The organism is Sphingopyxis sp. DBS4, from assembly GCF_024628865.1.
Lineage (GTDB): Bacteria > Pseudomonadota > Alphaproteobacteria > Sphingomonadales > Sphingomonadaceae > Sphingopyxis.
In genome coordinates, this window is record NZ_CP102384.1 from 2764478 (window position 1) to 2779730 (window position 15253).

13 protein-coding genes and 2 riboswitches are annotated in these 15253 nt (G+C 67.9%); all 13 genes read right to left on the reverse strand.

All coding sequences use genetic code 11. The annotated features are described in order from the left end of the window. Window positions 1-21: 21 nt before the first annotated feature. Complete coding sequence (gene gcvH / locus NP825_RS13130) at window positions 22-393, reverse strand: glycine cleavage system protein GcvH (RefSeq protein WP_257544142.1); 372 nt, start codon at window positions 391-393, stop codon at window positions 22-24. A gap of 3 nt (window positions 394-396) precedes the next feature. Then, window positions 397-1530: a glycine cleavage system aminomethyltransferase GcvT gene (gcvT, locus tag NP825_RS13135; protein WP_257544145.1), complete on the reverse strand. Its 1134-nt coding sequence runs from the start codon at window positions 1528-1530 to the stop codon at window positions 397-399. Between the two features lie 53 nt (window positions 1531-1583). Next, window positions 1584-1692: riboswitch (glycine riboswitch) on the reverse strand. Continuing rightward, a riboswitch (glycine riboswitch) is annotated at window positions 1693-1790 on the reverse strand. A 59-nt stretch (window positions 1791-1849) separates the two neighbouring features. After that, window positions 1850-2494: an NAD(P)H-binding protein gene (locus NP825_RS13140; protein ID WP_257544147.1), complete on the reverse strand. Its 645-nt coding sequence runs from the start codon at window positions 2492-2494 to the stop codon at window positions 1850-1852. 67 nt (window positions 2495-2561) lie between these two features. Then, complete coding sequence (locus tag NP825_RS13145; RefSeq protein WP_257544149.1) at window positions 2562-3734, reverse strand: deoxyguanosinetriphosphate triphosphohydrolase; 1173 nt, start codon at window positions 3732-3734, stop codon at window positions 2562-2564. Continuing rightward, on the reverse strand, window positions 3731-5512 hold the full coding sequence (locus tag NP825_RS13150) for an SPOR domain-containing protein (protein WP_257551424.1): 1782 nt from the start codon (window positions 5510-5512) through the stop codon (window positions 3731-3733). The genes NP825_RS13145 and NP825_RS13150 overlap by 4 nt, the downstream gene beginning before the upstream one ends. 137 nt (window positions 5513-5649) lie before the next feature. Next, window positions 5650-7119: a cell division protein FtsZ gene (ftsZ, locus tag NP825_RS13155; RefSeq protein ID WP_257544151.1), complete on the reverse strand. Its 1470-nt coding sequence runs from the start codon at window positions 7117-7119 to the stop codon at window positions 5650-5652. 151 nt (window positions 7120-7270) lie between these two features. After that, window positions 7271-8527 carry a cell division protein FtsA gene (gene ftsA / locus NP825_RS13160; RefSeq protein WP_257544154.1) on the reverse strand — a complete coding sequence of 419 codons (1257 nt, stop codon included), beginning with the start codon at window positions 8525-8527 and terminating at the stop codon, window positions 7271-7273. Window positions 8528-8530: 3 nt separating this feature from the next. Further along, window positions 8531-9472, reverse strand: a complete 942-nt coding sequence (locus NP825_RS13165; RefSeq protein ID WP_257544156.1) for a cell division protein FtsQ/DivIB — start codon at window positions 9470-9472, stop codon at window positions 8531-8533. Continuing rightward, on the reverse strand, window positions 9469-10392 hold the full coding sequence (locus NP825_RS13170; protein ID WP_257544158.1) for a D-alanine--D-alanine ligase: 924 nt from the start codon (window positions 10390-10392) through the stop codon (window positions 9469-9471). The genes NP825_RS13165 and NP825_RS13170 overlap by 4 nt, the downstream gene beginning before the upstream one ends. Continuing rightward, window positions 10389-11288 (reverse strand): UDP-N-acetylmuramate dehydrogenase, encoded by a 900-nt coding sequence (gene murB, locus NP825_RS13175; RefSeq protein ID WP_257544160.1) that lies wholly within the window; start codon window positions 11286-11288, stop codon window positions 10389-10391. Before murB ends, NP825_RS13170 begins: the two co-directional genes overlap by 4 nt. 118 nt (window positions 11289-11406) lie before the next feature. Beyond that, the gene (gene murC / locus NP825_RS13180; protein WP_257544162.1) at window positions 11407-12840 is read right to left on the reverse strand and encodes a UDP-N-acetylmuramate--L-alanine ligase; all 1434 of its coding nucleotides are present in this window, start codon (window positions 12838-12840) and stop codon (window positions 11407-11409) included. Then, window positions 12840-14021, reverse strand: coding sequence for an undecaprenyldiphospho-muramoylpentapeptide beta-N-acetylglucosaminyltransferase (gene murG, locus NP825_RS13185; RefSeq protein ID WP_257544165.1), 1182 nt, complete (start codon window positions 14019-14021; stop codon window positions 12840-12842). The genes murC and murG overlap by 1 nt, the downstream gene beginning before the upstream one ends. Continuing rightward, on the reverse strand, window positions 14018-15253 hold the full coding sequence (locus NP825_RS13190) for a putative peptidoglycan glycosyltransferase FtsW (protein WP_257544167.1): 1236 nt from the start codon (window positions 15251-15253) through the stop codon (window positions 14018-14020). Before NP825_RS13190 ends, murG begins: the two co-directional genes overlap by 4 nt.

Here is a 15253-nt window from a genome sequence, read left to right on the forward strand (position 1 = left end):
CCTGCGGGAGGGGAGGACAAGTCAAAGATCGGCGATGAAGGCCTTGTAGGCTTCGGCGTTCATCAGACCGTCGAGCTGGCTCTTGTCGGTCAGCGTCATGCGGAAGAACCAGCCTTCGCCCTCCGGGTCGCTGTTGACGAGCGCCGGATCCTCTTCGAGCTGGCCGTTGCCTTCGGTCACCACGCCGTCGACCGGCGCATAGACGTCGCTCGCGGCCTTGACCGATTCGACGACCGCGGCGTCACCGCCCGCAGCCAGTTCGGCGCCGGTGTCGGGAACCTCGACGAACACGATGTCGCCGAGCTGGCTCTGCGCGAAGTCGGTGATGCCGACCGTCGCGATGTCGCCGTCGACATCGACCCATTCATGCTCTTCGGTATAATAACGCGGCATCGGTCAGCCTCCCTGTTTGCGGACATAATTATGGGGAACGAAGGGCATGGCGGCGACGGTGCAAGGCACGCGCTTGCCGCGAACTTCGGCGGCGATGGCGGTGCCGGGCACCGCGTGATCGCGCGGCACATAACCCATGGCGATCGGCGCGCCGACGCTGGGGGCAAAGCCGCCCGAAGTCACGACGCCGATCTCTGTGTTGCCGTCGAACAGCTTCGCGCCTTCACGCACCGGCAGCTTGCCATCGACGAGCAGGCCCACGCGCTTGCGCGGCGGACCGTCGGCAAGATGGCCGAGAATGCGCGCGGCGCCGGGGAAATTCGCTTCCTCGCGGCGGCGCTTGCCGATCGCAAAACCAAGGTCGCCCTCGATCGGATCGGTGTCTTCGCTGAGATCGTGGCCGTAGAGGGGAAGTCCCGCTTCGAGCCGCAAGCTATCGCGCGCACCGAGCCCGATCGGTTTCACCTCATCCATCGCGCACAGCGCGTCGGCAAAAGCCGCGAGCGCTTCGTTCGGAAGCGAGATTTCGAAACCGTCCTCGCCGGTATAGCCCGAGCGGCTGAGCGCGATCGCATGGCCGTTCCAGGTCGCCTGCGCAGCCTGCATGAAGACAAGGCCGGCGCTTTCGGGAACGAGACGCGCGAGCGCTTCGGCCGCCTTCGGCCCCTGCAGCGCGAGCAGACCGTAATCCTCGTTGTGGTTGAGCGTAACATCATCGGGAAGATGCTCGCGAAGATGCGCAATGTCGTCCCATTTGACCGCGCCATTGACGACGATGCCGAGCTGGTCGCCTTCGTTGGTGATCATCAGGTCGTCGAGTATGCCGCCATCTTCGCCGAGCAGCAGCGAATAGCGCATCCGACCGGGCTTGAGCGCCGCGATGTCGCCGGGGACGAGCGCTTCAAGCGCTTCCACGGCGCCTTCGCCTTCAAGACTGAGCTGCCCCATATGGCTGACGTCGAACAGACCCGCATTCTCGCGCGTCCACTGATGTTCGGCCATGATGCCTTCATATTGGATCGGCATCCAATAGCCGGCGAATTCGACCATCCGGCCGCCCTTCGCGCGGTGCCAGGCGTCGAGCGGCAGCGTTGCGGTGGGAACCGCTTCCTCGCCCGTAAAGTCCGTTTCGGTCATGTCAGTCTCCCGCGGTTGACATGGCGAGGCGCGGCCCGATGCCGTCCTGTCGCCATGCCCCCTCTGTCACGGGAACCTGAGAGTTTTCCCCTGCGAGAACGCAGGGTTACCCCTTCGGTGGTCCCGACGACCTTCGCCGGAACGCTTTCCAGAGTGTCCGTTCCAGCCTGCGCGGTCCGTTGACCTGAGAGTTTCCGGGGCGGTTGCTCCTTCGGTGGCGGTGCAGGTCGCCCTGCCCCGCGCTCTCCCGCGCGGCCGGCCGAATCTCCGCAAGGAGACCCGACAGACGCCCGAGCCTTGGCGTCGCCTTTTTGCGGAGTCAATCGGCGAGCGCGCGGATCGCGTCGTTTTCGTGGATATAGACGCCGGACGCCCGCTCGCCGGTCAGGGTGACGATCGCCTGTGCGACCCTTTCTGCCGGAATCGAGCGATAGCGACGCAGCGATCCATGGAGCAGCGCATCGGTCAGCGGCGCCGCGACCATCGCAATCCCCTCGCCCAGCCGCGGCGGCCCCTGACGCTCGCCGGTCAGCAGGCCGGGGCGAAGCAAATCGAGCCGGTCGAACGCCAGCGCGCGAAGATCATCCTCGACCTCGCCCTTGGTCCGCAGATAGAAATTGGAGGCTTGCGACGACGCCCCGACGCTGCTGACCGCGATCATATGCCGCGCGCCCGCCTCCTTCGCGGCTCGCGCGCAAGCGAGGGCCAGATCATGATCGACCGCCCGAAAGGCTGCCTGCGACCCCGCCTGCCGGATCGTGGTGCCGAGACAGGAGATGAGGGTCGCAGGTCGCCGGCCGGCGATGATCGCGGGCCATTGCTCGCTGGGCGCAACGTCCATCTCCGGCTGCGAATATTGATAATCGGGCGCGCGGCGGACGAGGATCGTCGCCGCGACCGACCGCGCCACGATGCCGCCGACGAGGCCGGTTGCGCCAAGCAGCAAGATGTCGGGTGACGCCATGGGGCGATCCTAAGCTGCGCCGGGTCGGGTTGGCAACGTGGGCCTGTGGTTATTTTCGCACCGTCGATCAAGCGTGCGCCAACGCCTCCGGCACCGCCCCGCGCCCAAATATCTCCGCGAAGCGATCGATCGCGAAGCGGTCGGTCATGCCGGCGATATAATCACCGATATGGCGTACCGTCGCGCCCTCCCCTGCGGGAAGGCGCGAGGCCCAGTCCTCGCCCATCAGGCGCGGGTCGGCGGCGTAGACGTCGAACAGGCGCGACACGACCTCCTTCGCCCCCGCCGCCGCCTCGATCTGCGAGGGATGGTGGTAGAGGTTCGCATACATGAAGCGCTTGAGGTCGCGCTCCGCCCTCGCGAGTTCGTCCGAGAAATCGCCGAGCGTGCCGCCCGCCGCGCGAACTTCGCCGACGCTCGCGACACCGGCGGCGGCGACGTTCGCTTCGGTCGCGGCGATCACGTCGTTGACCATGACGCCGATCTGGTCGCGCACCAGTTCGCGCAGCAAGCGGTCGCGCGGCGCGCCGGGAAAGCGGCCCTCGACCGCGCGGTAATTGGCGGCGACGAACGGCTGGCCCATCAACTGGTCGAGCGTCAGCAATCCCGCGCGCAGCCCATCGTCGATGTCGTGATTGTCATAGGCGATGTCGTCGGCGACCGCCGCGATCTGCGCCTCAAGGCTGGCGTGGCTCACAAGGTCGAGCGGAAATTCGCCGTCGATCTCGGCCAGCGCCCAGCCGGGGCGGCGCACCGGGCCGTTGTGCTTGGCGAGCCCCTCCAGCGTCTCCCAGCTGAGGTTCAGCCCGTCGAAGCGCGGATAGGGACATTCGAGCCGCGCCAATGTCCGCAGCGTATGGCCGTTATGATCGAAGCCGCCGTGATCAAACATCGCGGCCTTCAGCGCGTCCTCGCCGGCATGGCCGAAAGGTGGGTGGCCGATGTCATGCGCGAGGCACAGTGCCTCGGTCAGATCCTCGTTGAGGCCGAGCGCGCGGGCAATGCCGCGACCGATCTGCGCGACCTCGATGCTGTGAGTCAGGCGGACGCGGTAATGGTCGCCGTCGGGCGCGACGAAGACCTGCGTCTTGTGGCGCAGGCGGCGAAAGGCGATCGAGTGGATGATGCGGTCGCGGTCGCGCTGAAAGGCGTCGCGCGGGCCGCGCACGACGCGGCCGGGTTCCTCGTGGCGGCGGCCGCGGCTCTGCGCCGGATTGCTGGCGCAGGCGGCGACGCTCATTTGACCGGGTCGACGCTCTGGCCGGCGTCGCTGTTGAACAGGAATCCGTCGCCGCCCGCCTTCTTGTAGTCGCCGAGCCAGTCCTGCGCCGCCGCGCGATCCTTGAACGGCCCGACGAGCAGGCGCCGCGTCTTGCCCCATTCGGTCGTCGCGGCCGATTTGCCCTTGAACAGCGCGGGGTTCTTCTTCGCGAACTTGCCATAGTCGAACGCCAGCGCCTTGGCATTGGCGCCGGTCGCGATCTGCACCCAGATGCGCGCGGGATTCGCTTTCTTTTCGGCCGCTTCGGCCTTGGCTTTCGCGTCGGCTTCGGCCTTCGCCTTGGCGGCCGCCTCTTCCTTCTCGCGCTTCGCCTCTTCGGCGGCGTCGGCGCGCTTCTTGTCCTCGCGCAGCTTGGCGAGCGTATCGGCACCGATCGCATTGTCGGGCCGCGCCAGTTCCTCGGGCGGAATCTCGATCGAGCTGGCGATAGCGGCGAGCGAGGCCAGCGGCGCCTCGGGCGTCACCGCGCTTCCCGCCGGGGCGATCGAAGGCGGCGGCGTCATGGGAACCGCCGCCGGAGCCGGCGCGGGGCGTCCGACATCGGCGATCGAAAAGCCGGGACCGACGGGCGTGGACGACTGCACGGGATTGGTGCCGATCGGGGCAACGGGCGCAGCCGTGGAGGGAGCAGGCGCAGACGAAGCCGGCGCCGACGAAACGGGGGCAGGCGGCGTGGCGATAGCCACTTCCGTCCTTGCGGGAACCGGCGCCGGACTGCCGGCGGCGGAGGGAGCGGGACTATGCGCGGCGGGGGGCTGCGACGCGGGCGGAGCTGCCGCTGGGACGGGTACCGCGGATGCTGCCGGTCGCGGCGCCGGCGAAACGACCGGCACGGGTTTCGGCGCCGGTTTCGAAGCGGGTTTCGGCATGGCCGATGCTGGCGGCTTACTTCGTTCCGCCCTTTTGCCGGTTGTGACTGCGGGCGGAGGCGTCGGAGCCGGCGTCGCGGCGGCGACCTGCACCGGCTTGCGGCGCGGGCCGAGCTCGCCGCTCGGGAAGCGACCGAAATGCGCGGCGGCGGCTTGCTGCGCCGGGTTGAGCCGGTCCATCTGCGTCAGATAGGGCAGGATATTCTGCGCGAGCGCCGGCGGCATCGTCGCATTGACGATCTCGGTCGCCTCGGCATCGCGGCCGTTCATCGCCAGGATCATCGCGCGCAGCCGCCATGCCGCACGATCCTGCGCGCGAAGCTGCGGGGTCAGCAACTGCACAGCGCGGTCAGGCTCGCCGCTGATCCCGAGCGAGAGCGCATAACGGCGCGTCACCTCGTCATTGGGGGCGATCGACAGCGCGAGCTGATAGTCGCGCTGCGCCGCATCCTGCTGTCCCAGCAGGTCGCGCGCGAGCCCGCGGTCGGCAAGGAACAGGCGTTCGGGCGCGCCGAGAAGCTGCGCTTCGCCGAAATAGTCGAGCGCGCGCGTCGGGCTTTCCATGTGGACCATCGCCGAGCCGAGCGCCGCCTTGACCGCGCCATCGCGCGGGCTCGCCTGCTCGGCGCGGGTCAGGAAGCCGACCGCCGCACGATAATCCTCGAGCTCGTTCGAAGCGCGCCCGGCATCGAGCAGCGCCGCGGCGTCATTGCTGTTCGTCGCCAGCCGCCCGAGCGCCGACGACAGCAGCGTTCGCGCCGCGGTGCGCTTGTCCATCGCCGCTTTCGTCGCCGCGTCGGGCGTCGCTGCCTGAAAGGCAAGCGCAGGCGTGGCGATCGCGCTCGTCAGCAGCAGCGCGCCCGCCACCGCGGCCAAGCGCCGGGCCCGTCCGGGTCCGGCGGCCCAACCCTGTCGCCGCATCGCTTTCCATGGCCGCAAGGGCAAGTCAGATCATCCCGATTTCAGGCCCGCCTTGCCCGGAGCAACGGCCGCTTACTGCCCTGTTACTGGTTGTTCTGCCGTCCGAGGAAGCGCGGGATATCGACCCCGTCCTCCTTGCCCTCTTCGCGGTCGGCGGTCGAACCGCGCGACAGGCGCGACATGCGCTCGAACAGCGTTCCGCCACCGAGCGAGCGCGCAGGCGCATCCTCGGCAGGCGCAGCGTGCGGGGCTGCTTCGGCAGCCGGGGCGGCAGGCTGATAGCCGGTCGGAGCCTCGGGCTCGCTGAGCACCAACTCGTCAGCGGTATCGTCGTAGCGCGCCGCGACCTGCGAGAGCTCCATCGGCTCTTCCTCGGCAACGGCTTCGGCGGGCGCTGCGGCCTGCGGCGCGTCGCCGAGCGAGAAGCCGGGGGCCGGGTCATTGTCGGTTTCGACAGGAGCCTCGACCGGCGTTTCGGGCGCGGCCGCCTCGACAGGCTCCTCAGCGACCGGAGCCGGTGCGACGGTGCGCGCGGGCTGGAACGAGAAGCTGCGCGTCGCGGGCGCAGCCTGCGCCGACGTGTCGCCGGTGCTGTCGATGCCGGTCGCGACGACCGACACGCGAATCTTGCCGTCGAGATTGTCGTTGAAGGCGCTGCCCCAGATGATGTTCGCGTCGGGATCGACCAGCTCGCGGATATGGTTCGCGGCCTCGTCGACTTCCATCAGGCGCATGTCCTCGCCGCCGGTGATCGAGATGATGACGCCCTTCGCGCCCGCCATCGACACGCCGTCGAGCAGCGGGTTGGCGATCGCCTTCTGCGCCGCTTCGAGCGCGCGGCCGTCACCTTCGGCTTCGCCGGTGCCCATCATCGCCTTACCCATTTCGCGCATCACGCTGCGCACGTCGGCGAAGTCGAGGTTGATGAGGCCGGGCATGACCATCAGGTCGGTGATGCCGCGGACGCCCTGCTGAAGCACTTCGTCGGCCATGGTGAACGCTTCCTTGAAGGTCGTGTTCGGGTTGGCGACGAGGAAGAGATTCTGGTTGGGAATGACGATCAGCGTGTCGACATGGTCCTGAAGCTCGGCAATGCCCGAGTCCGCCGACCGCATCCGGCGCTGCCCCTCGAAGGTGAAGGGCTTGGTCACCACGCCGACGGTCAGGATGCCGCGGTCGCGCGCCGCCTTGGCGATCACCGGCGCCGCGCCGGTGCCGGTGCCGCCGCCCATGCCCGCCGCGACGAAGCACATATGCGCGCCGTTCAACGCTTCCTCGACCTGCGCGATGCTTTCCTCGGCCGCCGCGCGTCCGACCTCGGGCCGAGACCCCGCGCCCAGCCCCTGGGTGATCTGCGTCCCCAGCTGGATGCGCCGTTCGGCCGGCGAGGCGTTCAGCGCCTGCGCGTCGGTGTTCGCGACGATGAAATCGACGCCCTCGACGCGGGCGGCGATCATGTTGGCGATGGCATTGCCCCCGGCGCCGCCGACCCCGATCACCGCGATGCGCGGCTTCAGTTCATCGACCTGCGGCGGGCCAATATTGATGCTCATCCACTCATCTCCCTGTGCGGCGGACCTGCGCCGCGTCCCTCACCTTGCGACCCATCCGGACGTCAGTCCCACCGTCCGGAATTCTGTGACCGCATTGCACTATTGTGACGTGGGAATCACCCAAAAAATTAACCTTTCCCACGTCCGTCCCTCAAAAACTGCTTTTGAGAGCGGCCATCAATCGATTGATGATGCCCGCGTTCTTCGGCCGGTAGACATCCTGCGCCATCATCGGCAGATCGCGAAGGTCCACCGGGTCCGACGCGGCATAGAGAACCAGACCCGCGAGCGTCGCGAAAGCCGGACCGCCATGAGCATCGGGCAGGCCGTGCAGCCCGCGCGGTCGCCCGACGCGCGCCGCACGGCCAAGCGCGCTTTGCGTGTAGTCGGCAAGCCCTTTCAGGTCGGCACCGCCGCCGACGAGCACGACCTGCCGCCCGACCGGCCCGACGAAATGCAGGTCTTTCAGCGTCCGGCCGATGTCGCCCATCATCGCGTCGAGGCGCTGGCGGATCACCGCGACGAGCTGCGCGCGCGTGATGCGCGGCGAATCGCTGCCCGCCGGCGCGCCGGGATCGAGCTCGATGATCTCATTATTGTCGCGCGGCGATGCCGACGCCGAGCCATAGAAGCTCTGGAGCCGCTGCGCCTGGCTGCGCCGGATGCCGAAGGCGGAGGCGATATCGTCGGTGATGTCGCTCGCGCCGAAGGGCAGCGACGCCATCTCGACGAGCATCCCGCCGGCATAGAGCGAGACGGTGGTGACCGCGGCGCCAAGCTCGACCAGCGCAACGCCGAGGTCGCGTTCTTCGTCGGACAGGCAGGCGAGCCCGGCGGCGATCGGCGACGCGACGACGGCGTTGACGTCGAGATGCGCCTGCCGCACCGCCGCCTCGAGGTTCCGCACCGGCGCACCGTCGGCCATGATGATATGGATGTCGACGCCAAGCCGGTCGGCGTGGAGCCCGATCGGGTTCTTGACCCCGGTGAGCCCGTCAAGCGTATAGAGCGCCGGCTGGGCGTGGAGGATCATTCGTCCCTCGGGATCGATCCCGGCGCGGCCCGCGGCGAGCAGGTCGTCGATATCCTCCTGCTCGATGCGGTGACCGCCGAGCTCGCTCTCGATCGGCGCGACGTCGCTCAAGAGGCTGCCCGCCGAAAAGCTGACCCAGACGTCGTCGATGTTGAGCCCCGCGATCCGCTCGGCCTGTTCGATCGCCTCGCGTACGACATGTTCGGTCTGCTCCATGTCGGCAACATAGCCGCGCTGGACGCCGCGGCTCTCGCGCTGGCCGGTGCCGAGGACATGGAGCTGGCCGTCGGCGGTCTGCCCCGCGATCAGCGCGCAGACCTTCCACGATCCGACGTCGAGCGCGGTGATGATCTTTTCGATGCGGGGCGGCGCCATGGCTTACCCCTTCTCCGCCGAAGCGGCGGCGGCAACGGCATCGGCCGCGTCATGCGCATCGTCGAGCTTCGCGGGTGCCACCTGCCCCTCGTGCGGCAGGCGCAGCACGAAACGCGTGGGATCGCGCATGTCGAAGCGCAGGATGCCGCGGCCGAGCAGCCGGTTGGCGCCGTCCATATGCGCGAATTTGGCGAGCGCCGCCTTCGCCTCGACCTCGCCCTCGGGAAGCGACAGCGTCTCGCCGCTGCGGAAACGCAAATCCCAGCGGCGGTTGCCGACCCAGGTCGCGCCCGCGAGCAATTCCTTCAGGGAACTCGCCTCGGCCAGCAGCCGGTCGAGGTCCTGCGCGCGGCGGTTCGCGTGCGGGCCGATGACGAGCGGCAGGTCGGGCATCGTCGCGACGCTGACGGGTTCGAGCACCACGCCCTTCGCGTCGATCAGCGACAGGCGATTATTATGCTGCCAGATCGCCGCCGGGGTGCGCTCGACGATGTCGACGACGAGCGTGTCGGGCAGGCGGCGCGAGACGCGCGCGTCCTTGATCCAGCCATATTGCATCAGGTCGTGGCGCACATCCTCGAGATCGACCGCCGCCATCGAGCGATCCTTCTGCGCGAGCGCGATGTCATAGACCTTGAGCCGGTCGATGCGGTCGGCGCCGACGACCTCGACCTTCTTGACCTGAAAGCCCGCGCGGCCGACCGCCTGCGCATATTCCTCGTGGATCTTCGCGGTGACCCCGGTCGCATGGGCGGCGAGCGCGACCGCGGCGGCGAGGCCGATGCCGATCGTCCAGTTGGCGGCGCGCTGCAGCGTTGCGGGGCTGACCGGCAGCGCGTTGATCACCGCGTTCAGCCGCGACTTCTGGATTTTCCGCCTTTTCTTCGGCGCGCGCGCGGGGCGGCGCGGAGGCGCCTTGCCGCGCTTGATCCGCGTGCTGCTCATAGGGCTTCCTCCACGATGCGCTCGACGAGTTCGGCATAGTCGATGCCGATCGCGCGCGCCTGTTCGGGCACGAGGCTGAGCGGCGTCATGCCGGGCTGGGTGTTGACCTCCAGCAGATAGATGCCGGCAAGACCCTGCTCGTCGTCCCAGCGGAAATCCGATCGCGACGTGCCCTTGCAGCCGAGCAGCCGGTGCGCCTGGACCGCCAGATCCTTCATCCGCTGCGCGACGTCGGCGGGGATTTCGGCGGGACAGACATGCTGGGTCAGCCCCTCGGTATATTTGGCGTCATAGTCGTAGAAGCCCGACTTGACGCGCAATTCGGTTACGCCGAGCGCGGTGTCGCCGAGCACCGCGACGGTCAGCTCGCGCCCCTTGATGAAGGGCTCGGCGAGCAGGCGGTCGAATAGCTGCCACGGGCCGACGGCTTCGCGCGCGATCGGGTTGCCGTAATTGCTGTCGTCCTTGACGATCGCGACACCGACCGACGAACCTTCGTTGACGGGTTTCAGGACATAGGGGCGCGGCAGCGGATCGACTGAAAACAGGCTTTCGCTGTCGACCATCGTCCCCGTCGGCATGGGCACACCATGCGGCACCAGCGCCTGCTTCGTCAATTCCTTGTCGATCGCGATTACCGAGGTGACGAGCCCGCTATGGGTGTATTTAAGGCCCATCAGGTCGAGCATCCCCTGCACCGTCCCATCCTCGCCGGGAACGCCATGGAGCGCGTTGAACACGATGTCGGGCTTCGCCTCGGCGAGCCGCAGCGCGACGTCGCGGTCCATGTCGATGCGGGTGACCCTGTGGCCGCGGCTCTCGAGCGCATCGGCGATGTCCCGGCCGCTCATCAGCGACACTTCGCGTTCGGCCGACCAGCCCCCCATCAGGACGGCGACATGCCACGGACCCCGGCTCATTTCTCGATTCCCACGCGCTGAATTTCCCATTGCAGTTCGATGCCGCTCTTCGCCTTCACCCGGCGGCGGACTTCCTCGCCGAGCGCTTCGATGTCGGCGCTCGTCGCATCGCCGGTGTTGATCAGGAAATTGGTGTGCTTCTCGCTGACCTGCGCTCCGCCGACGGCGAAACCGCGGCACCCCGCCTCGTCGACGAGCTGCCACGCCTTGTGCCCCTCGGGGTTCTTGAAGGTCGAGCCGCCGGTCTTCGAGCGCAGCGGCTGCGATGCCTCGCGGCTCGCCGCGATGCGGTCCATTTCGGCCTGAATGGCTTCGCTCGCGCCGGGACGGCCGCGGAAGGTCGCGCCGATCACCACCGCCCCCTCGGGCAATTCGCTGTGGCGATAAGTGTAGCCGAGATCGACAAGCGGCAGCGTCCGGCGTTGGCCCGAGCGCAAGACGACTTCAGCCTCGGCCAATATGTCCTTGACCTCGCTGCCATAGGCGCCGCCGTTCATGCGGACGAAGCCGCCGACGGTGCCGGGGATCGAGCGCAGGAATTCCAGCCCCGCGACCCCTGCGTCGCGCGCGGTCGAGGACACGAGAATGCCCGACGCGCCGCCGCCGCAGCGTAGCGTCGTAGCGTCGATCGCCTCGACCTTGGCGAACGCCTTGCCTAGCCGGACGACGACGCCCGGAAAACCGCCATCGCGGACGATGAGGTTCGAGCCGAGGCCGAGCGCCATCACCGGAACCGCCGGGTCGAGATCGCGAAGGAAGTCCGCCAGATCGTCGGCGTCCTTCGGCTCGAACAGCCAATCGGCAGGGCCGCCGGACTTGAACCAGACGAGCGGCGCCAGCGGGGCGTTGGGGGTGAGCTTGCCACGCACGGTAGGGAGCATCGCGGTCTCGTTCATGACCGCGCCCCTTTTCCGTTCGCATCGAGCGAAGTCGAGATGCCCCTCAGGCTAGGCCTAAGGCCGATGGGTGTCTCGACTTCGCTCGACACGAACGGGATGAAGGAGAGGTAGAAGCTCATTTCTCCGCCCCCACCGCCGCTGCCAGCCCCGCCGCGATCTTGGTGATGTCGCCGGCACCGAGGCAGATGACCTTATCGCCGGCGCCGAGTTGGCCCGATTTCATGGCCTCGCCGATCGTCGCGGCCAGTGCATCGGCATTCGCGACGGTCGATGCGTGACGATGCCCGCGGTCCTTCAATCCCGCGACCAGCGCCTCCGACGACACGCCGTCGATCGCACTTTCGCCCGCCGCATAGACGGGCAGCGCCAGCACCATGTCGGCGTCGTTGAACGCCTGCTGGAAGTCGTCCATATGGTCGCGAAGACGTGTGAATCGATGCGGCTGGACCACCGCGACGACACGCCCTGCCCCGGCACCCTCACGCGCCGCCGACAGCACGGCGCGGATCTCGACCGGATGGTGGGCATAGTCGTCGATCACCGTCACGACGCCGCCCTCGGCCGCGATCTCGCCGACCTTGGTGAAGCGGCGCTTGACCCCGGCGAAACCCTTGAAGCCCGACGCGATCTTGTCGTCCGACACGCCCATGTGCAGCGCCACCGCGATCGCCGCGAGCGCGTTCTGGACATTGTGGCGCCCCGACATCGGCAGGTGGATGCCCGCAATCGTCCGGCTATTCCCGTCGCGGTCGCGCACGACGACGTCGAAGCGGTTGCCGTCGGGGCCGGGCGTCACATTGGTGCCGCGCACGTCGGCCTGCGCAGAAAAGCCGTAAGTGACGATGCGCCGGTCGCGGATGCGCGGGATGATCGCCTGTACCTCGGGATGGTCGAGGCAGAGCATCGCGGCGCCATAGAAGGGCACATTCTCGATGAATTCGACGAAGGCGCCCTTGATCGCGTCGAAGCTGCCATAATGGTCGAGATGCTCGGGATCGATATTGGTGACAACCGCGATCGTACCGTCGAGGCGCAGGAAACTGCCGTCGCTCTCGTCGGCCTCGACCACCATCCAGTCCGACGCGCCGAGCCGCGCGTTCGAGCCGTAATTGTTGATGATGCCGCCGTTGATCACGGTCGGATCGACCCCGCCCGCATCGAGCAGCGCCGCGACGAGGCTGGTCGTCGTCGTCTTGCCGTGCGTCCCCGCGACCGCGACGGTCGATTTGAGGCGCATCAGTTCGGCGAGCATCTCGGCGCGACGGACGATCGGGATGCGATGCGCGAGCGCCGCCTCGACCTCGGGATTGCCGCGCTGGACCGCGGTCGAGGTGACGACGACCGCGACGCCCTCGACGTTCGCGGCTTCGTGGCCGATCGCAACCTTGATGCCGCGTTTCCTGAGGCCTTCGACGACATAGCTATCCGCGATGTCGCTACCCTGCACCTGATAGCCGAGATTGTGCATCACCTCGGCAATCCCCGACATGCCGATGCCGCCGATGCCGATGAAGTGGATGATGCCGATATCGGTCGCGACGCCGCGCATCAGGCGTCTCCCGCGCGGGTGGCGGCGATGCTGTTCGCGGTTGCGGCGCGTGCGGGCGCACCGACGCGGATCACGTCCATCATCGGCGGCGCGGCAAAGGATTCGACCAGATCGGCAAGATCGCGCGTCGCATCGGGGAGCCCGCAACTCGCGGCGCGCTCGGCCGCCTCTTCGAGCGCGCCGGGTTCGAGCGCCATGCGCTGGATATGTTTCGCGACCTCGGCGGCGGTGAAATCGGGCTGCTGGAAGGAAATTGCCCCGCCCGCCTGAACCATATCGACGACATTATAGGTCTGGTGATCGTCCATCGCGTGCGGATAGGGGACGAAGATTGCCGGCCGCCCCGCGCAGGCGAGCTCGGCGACGGTCGAGGCGCCCGCGCGCGCGATCACCAGGTGCGCCCAGCGCAGCCGCTCGGGAAAATCGGCGATGTAAGGCGCGCATTCGGCGGCGACGCCGAGTTCGGCATATTTGGCGCGCACCGCCGCAATGTCGTCCTCGCGCGCCTGCTGCACGACCTGCAAGCGGTCGAGCAAAGCGCGCGGCAGCATCGCGATCGCGGCGGGCACGACGTCGCTCAGCACCGTGGCGCCCAAACTCCCCCCGACCACGAGCAGCCGGAAGATGCCGTCCTCGGGCAGCGGCGGGAAGCCGTCCTCGCGGATTGCGATAATCTCGTCGCGCACCGGATTGCCGGTAATGTGCAGCTTCATCTCGTTCCCGGCCGGGAAGCGCTGGATATTGTGGTAGGCGACCGCGACCGCATCGACGCGCGGCGCCATCATCCGGTTGACGCGGCCAAGCACGGCATTCTGTTCGTGGATCACCCGCGGCCGCTTCGTCGATCCCGCCGCGAGCAGGCTGGGAAGCGAGGGATAGCCGCCGAAGCCGACGACGACCGCGGGGTCGAAGCTGCGGATCAGGTCGATCGCTTGCCTGCGGCCCTTGCGGATCGCAAGCGCGGCCTTCACCCAGCCGACCGGGCCGCCATGGACGCGGCCGGCGGGCAGCACATGCGTTTCGAGTTCGGCGGGCGCGCCCGGAATTTTCAGGCCGCGGTCGTCGCTGACCAGCGCCACGCGGTGCCCGCGCGCAATCAATTCGCCCGCCAGGGCATAGGCGGGCAGCATATGGCCGCCGGTCCCCCCGGCGGCGAGCAGAAAGTGGCGCGTTGCGGTCATCGCTTGTTCCAGTTGCGGGTCATCGACACCCGCGCGGCATAGGGGTTTCGCCGGGTCAGCGACAAGAGCAAACCCATGCCGATCGACAGCGCGATGAACGAGGAGCCGCCATAGCTGATGAAGGGCAAGGTCATGCCTTTCGATGGAAAGAGCTGGGTATTCACCGCCATGTTGATCGTCGCCTGCCCGCCGAACTGCGCGATCAGCCCCGCGACCGCGAGGATCTGGAAACTATCCTCTTCGTCGAGCAGGCGAACGAGGACGCGGACGATGATAGCGAGGAACAGGATCGCGATGGCGATACAGGCGATGATCCCGAACTCCTCGCCGATGACCGAGAAGATATAATCGGTGTGCGCCTCGGGCAGCTTGAACTTGGCGAGCCCCGCGCCGGGGCCGGTGCCGATCAGCCCGCCCGCGGTGATCGTCGCGTGCGCGCGATCCTCCTGGAAACTGTCTCCCTCGCCGAACAGCCAGCTGTTGATGCGCTGGTTGGCGACCGAATAGGTGAAATAAGCGACGACGAGCCCGGCGAGCCCGCCCCCGGCAAGAATGCCGATGATCCGCATCGACAGCCCCGCGACCATCACCAGCACCAGCCAGGTGCCGAGGAAGATGATCGTCTGCCCAAGGTCGGGCTGGCCCATCAGCAATATGCCGATGATGCCGGTCAGCACGAAGGACAAAGGCACGACGGGCAGGCTCTGGTCGTGGAGCCGCAGCGACAGGATCCACGCGAGCGACACCGCGAAGAAGGGCTTCAGAAACTCCGACGGCTGCAGGCGGAAAACACCGCTGCCGATCCACCGCTGCGCGCCGTTCACCGACGTGCCGATCAGCGGAACGAGGAACAGCAGGACAAGGAAACTGATCGTGCCATAGATGGCAAAGCGCCGCGCCTGCGCCTTGGGCAGCATCGACACGCCGAGCATGACGGGCAAGCCGACGATCACCCACATGAGCTGGCGATAGAAATAATAGAGCGGGTCGAGGCTGGCGGTGGTCGTCGACAGCTTTTGCGCCGCGACCGGCGACGCCGCCGCGACCGCGACCAGTCCGACCGCGATCAGCATCGAGACGAGCAGCAGCAGTACCCGGTCGATTTCCCAGAACCAGAGGCCGAGCGGTGTGCGGTCGGCGCGACTGAGGCGCGGGCCGCGCCGCTTGGCCGTCCGCGTCGTCGCGGCGATGACCGGGCGTTCGGTCGCATTCATGTCGGTCCCCCCGCTCAT